Raw genomic sequence first — 12,397 nt, 5'->3', positions numbered from 1 at the left:
ATAAGCAACACCCATTGTCACTCTTTGGGGACGTTCGCGTTGCGGCCAGCAAGGATCACGCTGATCAAATAGGCTTTTTGCGGGTCCATCCCGGCCATGATTGCGGCAGCTGAATTGGGCCGCATGCGGGATAGAAAACCAGCTGCAAACTGCGGATCCATCTCTTGGAAGAGTGCCGCTGCCTGCTTGGGCTTCATATTGGCATAAACGTCCGTCAACTGCGTCAAGTCATCTTCTGCCGCCGTCCGAGCCAAGGCCAGCGTATCCCGCAATCGTTTCTCTGCGTCCTCAAGAGCCTGCATTTTGCGCTCAATTTCTTGTTCCGCGACCGAAAGTGCCTGCATTCGCACATTCATGTCTTCTTCGCGCTTTGAGACACGCGCCTCCCGCGCCTTCAAGGCGGCGATCAGGGGAACGATCTCGGCGTCGGACACAGTCGAAGCGGCGCTGCCCTGAGCTGCGTGCTGCTCTTCGCGGACCTCTGGCGCGTGGCTTTCCGCGTCCGCATCCGCTTTCGCCATGGCCTCGCCAGCGCCAACACCAACGCGCACCAAGGCCGACGCCAGAAGCAGAGCGCCGATCGCGGCCAGGGTGCCTTTCGGCTTTTTACGAGACTTGCGGACGGATTTCGCTTTGGGCGCCTGAACATCAGCCTGCTTTTTGAACAGTTTCATAAGACGACCTCAGTTTCGAGAATGGCGGACAAAGACCGGTTCCGACGCTTCCGGGGCCGGTTGTGGCTTTTGAGGCAGGTCGTGCATTGAGGCGACAAGTAACTCCAGTCTTCGCGCGACATCTTCCGCCCGGTCTGTCAGCTCTTGCAGGGACTTTGAAGAATCGCCGGCACTGTCCTGAGCCGCCGTCAGCGTGCGCGTCAGATCGTCGACTTGGGCGGACAGAACAGCCACGGCACCGCCGACGCCGTTCTCCAGATCGGTAAACTTGCTTAGCCTGCGGGCCAGGATGAAGCAGTAAAACCCCGCCCCAAGCGCGCCGGCCACCAACAGAATATCTGCAATCATTTCCATAGGATTCTTCCTCAATTCAGAACGAATTCGAGGACCAGGAGGTCGCGGACCCGGTCCTCCCCGGCGACAAGGCGCACACGTCGCAGCATTTGTCCGCGCAGCTTCACCAGCGCGCCCGGCGCTTCGAGATCGCGCGGTTCAAGCGCGCGAAGATAACTGTTCAGCACGTCTTGGACGCGCGGCAGGATTCCCTCGACCTCGGCGGCGTAGTTTTGCGGTACCTCCAGGCTGGCGCGAAATCGTAGATGCGCTGCCTGTGTACCGGGGCCAAGCGACACAACCACCTGCGGCACCTCGATAAACGACACTGCGGGCAGGGCAGGTGTATCGACCTGCTCTTCCGACTCGGCGCCGCTGTCACTCCCGGCGCTGTGCTCCGCAGTATGATCACCGTCACCCCCCAGCATTCCTGACTGCACGGCAAAAAAACCGCCACCGCCACCTGCGAGGGCCAGAACAATGCCGATGATAAGCGGCAACTTTGAAGGCTTCTTTTCTTCGACGTTTTCGTCGTCGACCGTCGCATCCGACATGCAGAACCTCTTTTCCGATCTGCAGCCTTTTTAAAGGAAAGGGGCTAACTGATTGTTAAGTCGAATGCGCCAAAACTCTGAACAACCGAACAGAAGGTTTGGACGGAGGTTGGATTGAGCCAGATCATGAACAGTTGGGCGGCCCTTGGTGGACGTCAGAGAATGGTGGTTTTGGGTGCAACCCTGGCCATGGTGTTGGCAGTCTGGGGATTGGCGAGAATCGCTTCCGCCCCGAATTATTCGCTCCTGTACGCCGGGCTCGAAAACGGAGCCGCCGGGGATGTTGTTACAGCGCTCGAACAGCGCAACGTACCGTTTGAGGTGCGCGGCGGGGCAATCTTTGTTCCCGAATCGCAGCGTGATGAGCTGCGGCTCACTTTGGCGAGCGAGGGGCTGCCGGCCAACAGCGGGCAAGGCTATGAGTTGCTTGATGGACTGTCGGGCTTTGGCACCACCAGCCAGATGTTCGATGCGGCGTACTGGCGCGCGAAAGAGGGGGAATTGGCGCGAACGATCGTCGCGAATGCCCAAATCGCCAGCGCGCGTGTGCACATCGCCAACAGCTCTGCGAACCCGTTTCAACGCAATGTGACTCCAACGGCGTCCATCTCGGTCACCACGACAGGAGGGTCGCTATCGGCGACCCAAGCGCGAGCGCTCAAGTACCTCGTGGCCTCTGCCGTCCCCGGCCTGGAGCCCGAAAGCGTCGCGGTGATCGACGGTAAAGGTGGCTTGATCGGTGCCGAGGATGACAACACTGGCGGGCCCAGCGCGGATGACAAGGCCGCTTTGCTGCGCGATCGTGTGCAACGCCTGATGGAGGCGCGCGTCGGCCAGGGCAACGCCGTGGTAGAGGTCAGTGTCGACACCGTCACTGAAAGCGAGATGATCCGCCAGCGCAGCTTTGACCCGGAAGGGCGCGTGGTCATTTCCACAGATACGGAGGAAAGCACCGATACCTCGCAGAATCAGGACGGCGGCGACGTGACGGTGGCCTCCAATCTGCCAGACGGGAACGCCGGTGGCGGAGAGACTTCTTCGTCCCAGAGCGCCGAAACGCGTGAACGGATTAACTACGAAGTATCAGAAACCACACGCGAAATCACGAAGGTGCCGGGCGCGATCAAACGTCTGACAGTGGCTGTCTTGGTGAATGGTACCTACACAGACGACGGGAATGGTGGGCAGACCTTTGTTCCCTTGCCGGATGGCGAACTCGAAGCGTTGCGTGATCTGGTGTCCTCTGCCGTAGGATACGATCAGGAGCGCGGGGATGAAATCACACTTCGTTCGCTGCCTTTCGAGCGCCCGGAAGGTCTTGGGACCGGCCCAATCGAACCCGGTCTCTTTACAGGTGTGATCGACACGATGCGCCTGATTCAGATAGCTGTGCTCGCCGTCGTTGCCCTCATCCTCGGGTTGTTCGTGGTGCGTCCCGTGCTCGCCAGTGCTGATGCAGCCGGGGCGGCGGGAGCTTTGCCCCCACCCGATGGCGCCTATGATGCCGGACCAGCGCTGGATGGCGAGATCGAGCCGATGGGTGGCTTTGGCGATCTGCCGATGATGGGCGATGGACCAGATTTCAGCGGCATGGGCATGGGCGATTTTGATGGGTCATCGTCTGATGACGATCCCGTTGATCGCCTGCGCAACCTCATCGAGGAACGCAAGACGGAGACCGTGGAAATCCTGCGCAGTTGGCTGGAAGAGGACAAGGAGAAAACAAGTTGAGCGCGCTAGAGGACCTATTGGAAGACTTCGGAACCGGCAGCTCTGTGACCTTGCCTTCCCTCAACCAGCCCGAAGCATCGATCAGCGAATCCGAACTGGAGGGGCAGAAGCTCGAAGCCTTCGAAAAAGGCTATCGCGCAGGATGGGATGACGCGGTGAAGGCGCATTCCGATGATCGCACGCACATCACCAGCGCGTTGGGTCAGCATCTGCAGGATCTGTCTTTCACTTATCAGGAGGCCTATAGCCAGATGATGAATGCGGTCAGCCCTTTGCTGACGGAGATGGTCGGCGCGCTGTTGCCCGAAATGGCCCGAGCCACCCTGGGCCATCACATCGCCGAGCAACTCGAAAAACTCAGTAACGAAATCGGGGGCGCGAGCGTGGAGATCGCGGTCGCCCCGGGTAAGCTCGAGGCCGTCGGGTCCGTGCTTGACGCCGATTTCGGCTTTCCGATCCAGCTGGTGGAGGATGATACCCTCTCCGAAGAACAGGCCGACATCCGTTTCTCCCAACAAGAACGCCAGATTGATCTTGGCGACCTTATCGCGTCCGTAAGTGAGGCCGTGCAGGGATTTGCCTACGAAAACCAAAGGAAAACGAACCATGGATAATGCGCAGGCCGGTCAGGCGCAGGGCAGCACGCCTTTTACCACCGTTCCGATCGAGATCACCGTATCCGTCGGCAAGGCACGCCCTCTTGTGCGCGAGCTTTTACAGCTCAACGAAGGGTCTGTTCTCACCCTCGATAAGCAGCTGGACGACCCGGTGGAACTTTATGTCGGGGAAAAGCTCATTGGAATCGGCGTTTTGGAGGTGGTGGAGGGAGACGGCCACGGCCAATTGGCCGTACGTCTGACCGAAGTGGTCGACTTGCAAAGCCCGGCCTGACGCCATGCGATTGGGGGTCATCCTGGCACTGTCCTTCGGGGCGGTTCTCCTCGCGCAGCCTGCGCTCGCGCAATCCGTTTCCATAGACGTGGGGGAGGGTGGATCTATCACCGCCACGTCGGTCCAGTTGATCGCGCTGATTACCTTGCTGAGCCTCGCGCCCGGCATCGGGATCATGATCACCTGCTTTCCGTTCATGGTCACGGTTCTGGCGATCTTGCGGCAGGCCGTGGGGCTGCAACAGTCACCCCCCAACATGTTGATCGTCAGCCTCGCATTGTTCCTGACCTATTTCGTGATGGAGCCTGTATTTACAGAGGCTTACCAAGCAGGCGTGCAACCCCTGATCGAAGAGCAGATTGAAATTGAAGAGGCTGCCGTTCGGGCCATCGCGCCGTTCCGCGAGTTTATGGCCGGGCGCACGGACGCCGATACCTATCAAGCCATGGCCGACCTTCGCCCTGACGCCGCGATGACGACCCTGGAACCTGCATCGCCGCTGTCCGTTCTGGTGCCCAGCTTCATGCTGTCAGAGGTCGCGCGCGCCTTTCAGGTGGGCTTCCTGATCTTCCTGCCATTTCTGATCATAGACCTCGTTGTGGCGGCTGTGCTGATGTCCATGGGCATGATGATGGTGCCACCGGCCATTGTGTCTTTGCCGTTCAAACTGGCCTTCTTCGTGGTGGCCGACGGATGGAGCCTGCTGGCCGGCAGTCTCGTCAGAGGGTACTTCTAGCACGGAAAGCGGCGTTTTCGGACTGGTGTGCAGGGTGCGCCCCTCATATGGTTTCACCATGACCCCGTCCCCTTTTGACAGTGGCTACTCGTGGTGGCGGCTCGCCCTGACCTTGGCGATCGCCGTGATGGGCAACGCGGGCATGTGGGCTATCGTTGTGATCCTGCCTGATGTGGCCAACGAATTTGATGCGGGCCGTGCCGGTGCGGCAATGCCCTACACCATCACCATGGTCGGCTTTGCGCTGGGCAATCTGTTCATCGGTCGCGCCGTGGACCGCTACGGCGTGAAGAGGGCGCTGAGCGGGGCGGGTGTGCTGATCGCGCTGGCTTACATGCTGGCCTCCCTCGCGCCCTCGATCCTCATTCTGAGCGCGGTTCAATTCTTCATTGGCTTCGGCACGGCAGCTGCCTTTGGTCCGTTGATTGCCGATGTGTCGCTGTGGTTCCAACGCTGGCGCGGGCTGGCTGTGGCGGTCACGGCCTCGGGCAACTATCTGGCCGGGGCGATCTGGCCGTTGGTCCTTGCCGGCCTCTCGGGCGATGCAGGCTGGCGGTGGAGCTACATGGCGCTTGCTGTTCTCACGCTCGCGATCTTTATCCCTCTGGTATTGCTGCTGGGCCGCACCGTACCGGAGGACGCGCTCAGCCAAGCCGAGGCCCAGGCGCGGGAGAAGGCAAGAGCCACCGGTTTCTCCTCCCGCCAGCTGGTCTGGCTCTTGGGGGCGGCGGGCATCGGGTGTTGTGTGGCCATGTCCATGCCGCAGGTTCACATCGTTGCGCTGTGCGTGGATTACGGCTTCGGCGCGATGGCGGGGGCGCAGATGTTGTCAGTGATGCTGATGGGCGGCGTAGTCTCCCGCATCGGCTTTGGCCTGTTGTCGGATCGGCTGGGCGGGGTACGGACCCTGCTCATCGGATCGGTGCTGCAAGCGCTTGCGCTGTTCCTTTACCTGCCGGCGGGCGGTTTGGTCAGCCTGTATATCGTCAGTCTTATCTTCGGTCTCAGCCAAGGGGGCATCGTCCCGGCCTACGCGGTGATCGTCCGGGAATATCTGCCTGCGCGCGAAGCGGGTGAGCGGGTGGGCTTCGTTATCATGCTTACGATCATCGGCATGGCGCTGGGCGGTTGGCTGTCCGGAGTGATCTACGATCTGACCGGCAGTTATGAATGGGCCTTCATCAACGGCATCGGCTGGAACGCCATGAACATCGCGGTGATGGTGTTGATCCTGACGCGCGGCAGACGGGCGAACGCGGCCCTGGCCTAGCGTTCGAGGGGGTGATCATCCTCGTCGGCGTGCAGGTGCCGCTCGCCACGGGCATGGGCCAGGGCGATCTGCTTTTGCCGCTCGCGGAAGCGTGCCTTGTCCTCATCAGAGGTTTCTTCGACACAAAGGTGACAGCTGACGCCATGTTCGTATTCGGCGCGCGCGCGATCCTCGGGCAGAATGGGTCGACGGCAAGCGTGGCACATCACGTGGGGCCCCTCGGTCAGCCCGTGATCCACCGACACACGACCATCAAACACGAAGCAGGATCCATTCCATGTGCTGTCCTCTTGCGGGACCTCTTCTAGGTATTTCAGGATGCCGCCCTTGAGGTGGAAGACGTCTTCGACTCCCTGTCCAATCAGATAGTTGGTGGATTTTTCACAGCGGATGCCACCGGTGCAGAACATGGCGATGCGCTTGTTGTGAAAGCGGTCCTTGTTCTTTTCCCACCAGGCCGGGAATTCGCGAAAGCTGGTGGTCTCGGGGTCGACCGCGCCTTCGAAGGTGCCGATGGCGATCTCGTAGTCATTGCGCGTGTCGATCACCGCCACGTCCGGAGACCGGATGAGGTCGTTCCAATCCGCAGGGTCGACGTAATGACCGACGCGGGCCTTGGGGTCCACGTCAGGCTGGCCCATTGTGACGATCTCTTTTTTCAGCCGCACCTTCATGCGGGCGAAGGGGCGCACCTCGGCGGTGGAGAGCTTCCATTCCAGATCGGCACAGCCGGGCAGGCCGCGCAGATGGGCCAGCACCGCGTCTATACCGTCGCGCGGGCCAGCGATGGTGCCGTTGATCCCCTCGGCGGCCAGCAGCAGCGAGCCGGTCACATGGGCCTCGCGGCAGAGCGCCAGCAGCGGGTCACGCAGGGCGGTGTGATCGGGAAAGCGGGTGAAGTGGTAGAGGGCGCAAACAGTGTACATGAGTGTGCGGTACTCCCAGAATTGTCAGCTGACAATCGGCTATTCTGCCGCAATGGCAAGGCCATGGACCACGGCGGTAAAGACCTCTGTGTCGACGGGTTGGGCATCGGGCAGGGCGGTGGCCATGGCGCTGCGCACGGCCCCCAGAAGGGAGGAGCCGCCGACAAAGACCACGCTGTCCACGGTGGCGGGCGCAACGTCTGCCTCGCGCAGCGTCTCCATCGCTTGAGCGGCGATCTGGTTGGCGAATTCGGTGAGCGTTGCGTTCATCGCCTGTTGAGACAGATCGAGTCCAAGCCCTTTTTCTATTTCACGCAGATCGATTCGCCCCATGTCCGCGCCGTTGGCCGCGATCTTCCCGGCCTCGACCGCGTAGGCAATGTCGTGGCCAAGATGGCTTTCGAGCACGTCGGACAGCCGTTCAAACGGTTCGGGGTCGGGGGCGAGGCGAATCCAGCGGCCCACTTCGCGCAACTGGGCAGCATCGTAGACAAACGGGATCTTTTCCCAGCTTGCCAGATCGTGAAACAGGGCCTTGGGCGCGGCGTGGGTGCTGCTGCCCATTTCTGCGCCGATCTCCGCCCCGTAGCCGAACAGCGGCATGGCGAAATCGAGGCTCAGGGCCTTGTCGAAGTCGGTCCCGCCCAGCCGCAAGCCGGTGGAATGGATCACCTGCGTGTCTGACCCGGCGCGGTCGCACAGCGTAAAGTCGGAGGTGCCGCCGCCGATGTCGACGATCAGCGACCGCCCTTGTACGCCAGAGGCCAGCGCGGCGGCCTCCGGTTCGGGGAGGAAGTCGACATGCTTGAACCCGGCGAGGTGGTAGGCCTCTGTCAGGTCGGCCAGCGCCTGCGCGTCACGCTCGTCAGAGGCGGAGTGAAATCGCACCGGACGCCCCGACAACGCGGTGTCGAAAGTCATGTGCGTGTGCGCCTCGGCGCGTTCGCGGATCTCTGACAGGAAGCGGGCGATGACCTCGATCAGGGTGATGCGCTCGTTCAGGATGCGGCGCGGTTCGCGGGCCAGCGGCGTGCCGAGAATGGATTTCAGCGCACGCATGAAACGTCCCTCCGCCCCGTCGCGCATGGCGCGGGCGGCGGCGGACCCGTAGACATATTTCTTGTCGGCAAAGTCGATGAAGACGGCGGTGGGCAAGGTCTGTTCGCCGGGTTCCAGCGGGATCACGTAGGGCTGGTTGCCCGCCATCACGCCAGCGGCGGTGTTCGAGGTGCCGAAATCCAATCCGAGCCGAGCCATGGGAATCCCTTTCGTACGAAGCGGGCGGAATAGCCAGAAGTTGCGGCTATGGCAATCCATCTGTGGTCATCCTAGGGTTGCCCAAACGATAGGGAGACCGCCATGCACGCGCTGATCGTGATCGACGTTCAAAACGATTTCTGTCCCGGGGGCGCGCTGGCCGTGCCGGGCGGGGATGAGATCGTGCAGGATATTAATGCACTGATGTCAGAGTTCGATGCGGTGGTGCTGACGCAGGACTGGCATCCGGCGGGGCATTCGTCCTTTGCCTCCACCCACGACGGCCGCGCACCGATGGATCTGATCGAGATGCCCTACGGACCGCAGGTGCTGTGGCCCGATCATTGTATTCAGGCCTCTCCGGGCGCGCAGTTCCATATGGCGCTGGAAGCGGACCGCGCTGACCTGATCCTGCGAAAGGGGTTCCGCACGGAGATCGACAGCTACAGCGCGTTCTTCGAAAACGACCATCGCACGCCTACCGGGCTGGAGGGATACCTGCGCACGCGGGGGATCGACCGGCTGACCATGGTGGGGCTGGCGTTGGATTTTTGTGTGAACTTTTCCGCGGTGGATGCGGCAAAGCTGGGATTTGCGGTGGAGGTGCGGGAACATCTATGCCGTGCAATTGATTTTGACAGCTCCCTTCAGGCGGCAAAGACGGGGATGCAGCAGGCGGGCGTGGCGCTGGTTTAGCCACTAAAGTTTGAAATAAAGACGAAAAGTAACCGGATTTGTAGTCTTCCCTGACTATCGGGATTTGTACATTCTGTTGACCTAGCATCTATTTCAGCCGGAAGCCCCACCTCATGTCGCAACCCGATGCGGTCCAAGCGACCGCAGATGCCCAATTCGAGTCCCGCTACGGTCAGGCAGCCTTGCTTGACCGGTATGCACGCGCGCGCATTCGGGATTTTCTGGTTCGGCAGGTGGCGACGCTCATCGGGACGGTGGTGGTCTGGTATGTGGTCAATCCTACGGCCGCGATGGTCTGTGTTTTCCTCGCCTTGGCGGGGGAGGGGATCGACCTGATCAGCTTGCAGTATGTTCGCAAGCGATTGCGACTGGGAGCGTCATTACCACCCTTGTTACGGTTCACGGCCTTCACCGCCGGGGTGCAGTCGCTGACCATTGCCGTTTGTGTCTTGCTGCTTCTGGCCTTTGCGACGACGGGTGAGGCATCTTTGATCGCGCTGTGCTTTCTCATGGCTGGGGCTGTGAATGCCGGGTTTGTCATGACGCATCATCGGCTGGCGTCGTGTGTCAAGCTTGGCGTTCTGTCGTCCTGCGTGCCAATCTATCTGGTGGCGGACGTGGTGACAGCGGGCGGTTTCGGGATTCCACAACTGATCCATCTGCTTCAGGTGGCGATGTTGAGCTATTTGACCTTCTCCTTTGTTGCGTTTGCAGTGCGCAGTTGGAAGCGGCGGCTGACCAATGAACGCGACCTGATGCAGAGCGCGGCACAACAAGAGCTGACCAATCGCAAGTTGCTGGCGGCGAAGAAAGAGGCGGAGCAGGCGGCGCAGGCCAAATCCGCCTTCCTCGCGACCATGAGCCACGAGATCCGCACACCGTTGAATGCTGTGATCGGCATGAGCGATCTGCTGGCCCAGACCGAGCTCGGCCACGAGGGGCGCGGTTATGTTGATACGATCCGGACGGCGTCGACATCGTTGTTGGGGATCATCAACGATGTGTTGGATTTCTCGCGGCTGGATGCGGGCCAGATGGCATTCGAGGCGCTGCCCTTTGCGCCGTCCGAATCTATCAGCGCGGCGGCACGGCTGTTGATGCCTTTGGCGCAGGCCAAAGGACTGACAGTCGTGATCGCGGACGACGGTTCGCTGCCGGCGCGGGCCAGTGCGGACGAAGGAAGGCTGCGGCAAATCCTGCTGAACCTGATGGGAAATGCAATCAAATTTACCGAACAGGGCGAGGTCAAGGTCATCTCTCGGGCGGAGCAGACACCGGACGGTTGGCGCATGGTGATCCGTGTGATGGACACCGGGGTCGGCGTGCGGCCTGATCGGAGCGATGCCATTTTCGAGGTGTTTCAACAGGCGGATGCGGCCACCACGCGACGGTTTGGCGGGACGGGTCTGGGTTTGCCGATCAGCCGGGCGCTGGCGCGACGCATGGATGGCGACATCCAGCTGTTGCAGCCGGATCCGGACCGTCACGGCGCGACCTTCGAGCTGACCGTCGCGCTGAAGCGTGCGCCGGCAGAGGCTTCGGCGCGCGGACCCGGTCTGGTGCCCGTGGACAAGGGTATCGCAAGACCATTGCGCGTGATCCTTGCTGACGACAACGAAACCAACCGCCTGCTGGTGCAGCAACTGCTGAAGGCAGAGCAAGTGACGCTGTACCAAGTGGTGAACGGGCGCGAAGCGCTGGATCTGACTGCGCGGATAAAGCCGGACGTGGTGCTGATGGATATGGCCATGCCGGAACTCGACGGGCTGGAGGCCTCGCGCCGTATCCGAACGCTTGATATCCCGCAGCCGCATATTATCGCGCTGACCGCCAACGCCTTTGCCTCTGATCAGGCGGCGTGTCAGGCTGCGGGGATGGATGACTTCCTTACGAAACCCATTCGGAAATCCGTGCTCATCGCGGCACTTGCGCGTGCGTCCCGACTTCATAAAGGTGTTTCACAACCGGGGACTGATGCCGTAACAGGGCTCGACCGTTCGGAAGGGAGCACGCCGTGGACATCGCGACAAGAGTCTGGAACCACAAGTGGAAAATAGATCCGATCGTCCGGTCCCTGATCGATACGGATTTCTACAAGCTGTTGATGTGCCAGTCGGTGTTTCGCAATCACCGCGACACCAACGTAACGTTCAGCCTGATCAACCGCTCCAGCGAGGTACCTCTGGCCAGACTGATCGACGAGGGCGAACTGCGCGAGCAGCTTGACCACATCCGGTCGCTGTCCCTGACCCGCGGCGAAAGCACCTGGCTGCGCGGCAACACGTTTTATGGCAAGCGCCAGATGTTCCGTCCGGATTTCATGAAGTGGTTCGAGACCCTGCAACTGCCCGCCTACCATCTGGAACGGGTCGGCGACCAATACGAGCTGACCTTTGAAGGCAAATGGCCCGAGGTCATGCTGTGGGAAATTCCCGCGCTGGCCGTGTTGATGGAGCTGCGCGGCCGCGCCGTGCTGCACGACATGGGGAAGTTCGAGCTTCAGGTGCTGTACGCGCGTGCCGCCACGAAGCTGTGGGAAAAGGTCGAACATCTGCGACAGGTGCCCGATCTGAAGATCGCTGATTTCGGTACGCGGCGGCGGCATTCGTTCCTCTGGCAGGACTGGTGCGTGCAGGCCATGCTCGAAGGGCTGGGCAAGAATTTCACCGGCACGTCGAACTGCCTGATCGCCAAGAACCGCGATCTGGAGGCGATTGGCACCAACGCACACGAGTTGCCCATGGTCTACGCTGCGCTGGCCAAGGATGATGCCGCATTGGCGCAGGCCCCTTATGATGTGCTGGCGGATTGGCACGAGGAGCATTCCGGCAATCTGCGCATGATCCTGCCCGACACCTACGGCACCGACGGCTTTCTGAAGCACGCGCCAGACTGGCTGGCGGGGTGGACCGGCATTCGTATCGACAGCGGCGATCCTGCCGCCGGTGCAGAGACCGCGATCCGTTGGTGGCAAGACCGGGGCGAAGACCCCACGAAGAAGCTGGTGATCTTCTCCGACGGTTTGGACGAGCAGAAAATCGTCGAGTTGTATCATCAGTTTACGGGGCGGGTTCGGGTGTCCTTTGGCTGGGGCACGCTGTTGACCAATGATTTCCGCGGGCTTGTTCCAAACGATGCCCTGGCGCCATTCAGCCTTGTCTGCAAGGCGGTGTCGGCCAACGGCAACCCCACGGTGAAGCTGTCCGACAACCCCAACAAGGCGATGGGCCCGGCCGAGGAAATTGCGCGCTACAAGCGTGTTTTTGGGGTCGGCGAACAAGTTGCGCAAAAGGTGGTGGTCTGACGTCCGGGTTGCCGGAAAACGTCAC

Annotated in this window: 13 protein-coding genes; 8 read left to right on the top strand and 5 right to left on the bottom strand. The window is 61.1% G+C overall.

What is annotated here, in order from left to right; translation table 11 throughout:
• Nucleotides 1-17: 17 nt before the first annotated feature.
• Genes J4E08_RS19365 through J4E08_RS19355 form a run of 3 tightly spaced genes read right to left on the bottom strand, consistent with a single transcriptional unit; the run spans nt 18 to nt 1,561 of the window.
• A complete protein-coding gene (locus tag J4E08_RS19365; protein ID WP_349539881.1) occupies nt 18-674 on the bottom strand; it encodes a MotE family protein in 657 nt (218 codons plus the stop codon).
• A gap of 9 nt (nt 675-683) precedes the next feature.
• Complete coding sequence (locus J4E08_RS19360; RefSeq protein ID WP_183969102.1) at nt 684-1,028, bottom strand: hypothetical protein; 345 nt, start codon at nt 1,026-1,028, stop codon at nt 684-686.
• An 11-nt stretch (nt 1,029-1,039) separates the two neighbouring features.
• A complete protein-coding gene (locus J4E08_RS19355; RefSeq protein WP_349539880.1) occupies nt 1,040-1,561 on the bottom strand; it encodes a flagellar basal body-associated FliL family protein in 522 nt (173 codons plus the stop codon).
• Between the two features lie 126 nt (nt 1,562-1,687).
• Between J4E08_RS19355 and fliF the strand changes: the two genes are divergently transcribed.
• The 5 genes from fliF to J4E08_RS19330 are packed head-to-tail and all read left to right on the top strand — an operon-like array spanning nt 1,688 to nt 6,189.
• Nucleotides 1,688-3,292, top strand: a complete 1,605-nt coding sequence (gene fliF / locus J4E08_RS19350; protein WP_183969159.1) for a flagellar basal-body MS-ring/collar protein FliF — start codon at nt 1,688-1,690, stop codon at nt 3,290-3,292.
• Complete coding sequence (locus tag J4E08_RS19345) at nt 3,289-3,906, top strand: FliH/SctL family protein (RefSeq protein ID WP_183969098.1); 618 nt, start codon at nt 3,289-3,291, stop codon at nt 3,904-3,906. The genes fliF and J4E08_RS19345 overlap by 4 nt, the downstream gene beginning before the upstream one ends.
• The gene (locus J4E08_RS19340) at nt 3,899-4,183 is read left to right on the top strand and encodes a FliM/FliN family flagellar motor switch protein (protein WP_349539879.1); all 285 of its coding nucleotides are present in this window, start codon (nt 3,899-3,901) and stop codon (nt 4,181-4,183) included. The genes J4E08_RS19345 and J4E08_RS19340 overlap by 8 nt, the downstream gene beginning before the upstream one ends.
• Nucleotides 4,184-4,187: 4 nt before the next feature.
• Complete coding sequence (gene fliP / locus J4E08_RS19335) at nt 4,188-4,919, top strand: flagellar type III secretion system pore protein FliP (protein ID WP_183969094.1); 732 nt, start codon at nt 4,188-4,190, stop codon at nt 4,917-4,919.
• 58 nt (nt 4,920-4,977) lie between these two features.
• The gene (locus tag J4E08_RS19330; RefSeq protein ID WP_349539878.1) at nt 4,978-6,189 is read left to right on the top strand and encodes an MFS transporter; all 1,212 of its coding nucleotides are present in this window, start codon (nt 4,978-4,980) and stop codon (nt 6,187-6,189) included.
• Here J4E08_RS19330 and trhO read toward each other — a convergent pair.
• Together trhO and J4E08_RS19320 are read right to left on the bottom strand one after the other, a co-directional pair.
• Nucleotides 6,186-7,115, bottom strand: coding sequence for an oxygen-dependent tRNA uridine(34) hydroxylase TrhO (trhO, locus tag J4E08_RS19325; protein ID WP_349539877.1), 930 nt, complete (start codon nt 7,113-7,115; stop codon nt 6,186-6,188). The two genes, J4E08_RS19330 and trhO, sit on opposite strands and share 4 nt — an antisense overlap.
• A gap of 39 nt (nt 7,116-7,154) precedes the next feature.
• Entirely contained in the window at nt 7,155-8,372 is a 1,218-nt protein-coding gene (locus J4E08_RS19320) for an Hsp70 family protein (protein ID WP_349539876.1), read from the bottom strand.
• Nucleotides 8,373-8,474: 102 nt separating this feature from the next.
• Here J4E08_RS19320 and pncA point away from each other — a divergent pair, with 102 nt between their 5' ends.
• From pncA to pncB, 3 genes are all read left to right on the top strand, one after another.
• Complete coding sequence (gene pncA, locus J4E08_RS19315; protein ID WP_349539875.1) at nt 8,475-9,068, top strand: bifunctional nicotinamidase/pyrazinamidase; 594 nt, start codon at nt 8,475-8,477, stop codon at nt 9,066-9,068.
• Nucleotides 9,069-9,181: 113 nt separating this feature from the next.
• Nucleotides 9,182-11,125: a hybrid sensor histidine kinase/response regulator gene (locus tag J4E08_RS19310; protein WP_349539874.1), complete on the top strand. Its 1,944-nt coding sequence runs from the start codon at nt 9,182-9,184 to the stop codon at nt 11,123-11,125.
• On the top strand, nt 11,083-12,372 hold the full coding sequence (pncB, locus tag J4E08_RS19305) for a nicotinate phosphoribosyltransferase (protein ID WP_349539873.1): 1,290 nt from the start codon (nt 11,083-11,085) through the stop codon (nt 12,370-12,372). Before J4E08_RS19310 ends, pncB begins: the two co-directional genes overlap by 43 nt.
• Nucleotides 12,373-12,397 lie beyond the last annotated feature (25 nt).

Source organism: Sagittula sp. NFXS13 (assembly GCF_040148795.1).
Taxonomy (GTDB): domain Bacteria; phylum Pseudomonadota; class Alphaproteobacteria; order Rhodobacterales; family Rhodobacteraceae; genus Sagittula; species Sagittula marina.
The sequence above is the reverse complement of the archived record's forward strand: the minus strand, read 5'-3'. Positions and strand labels throughout refer to the sequence as shown.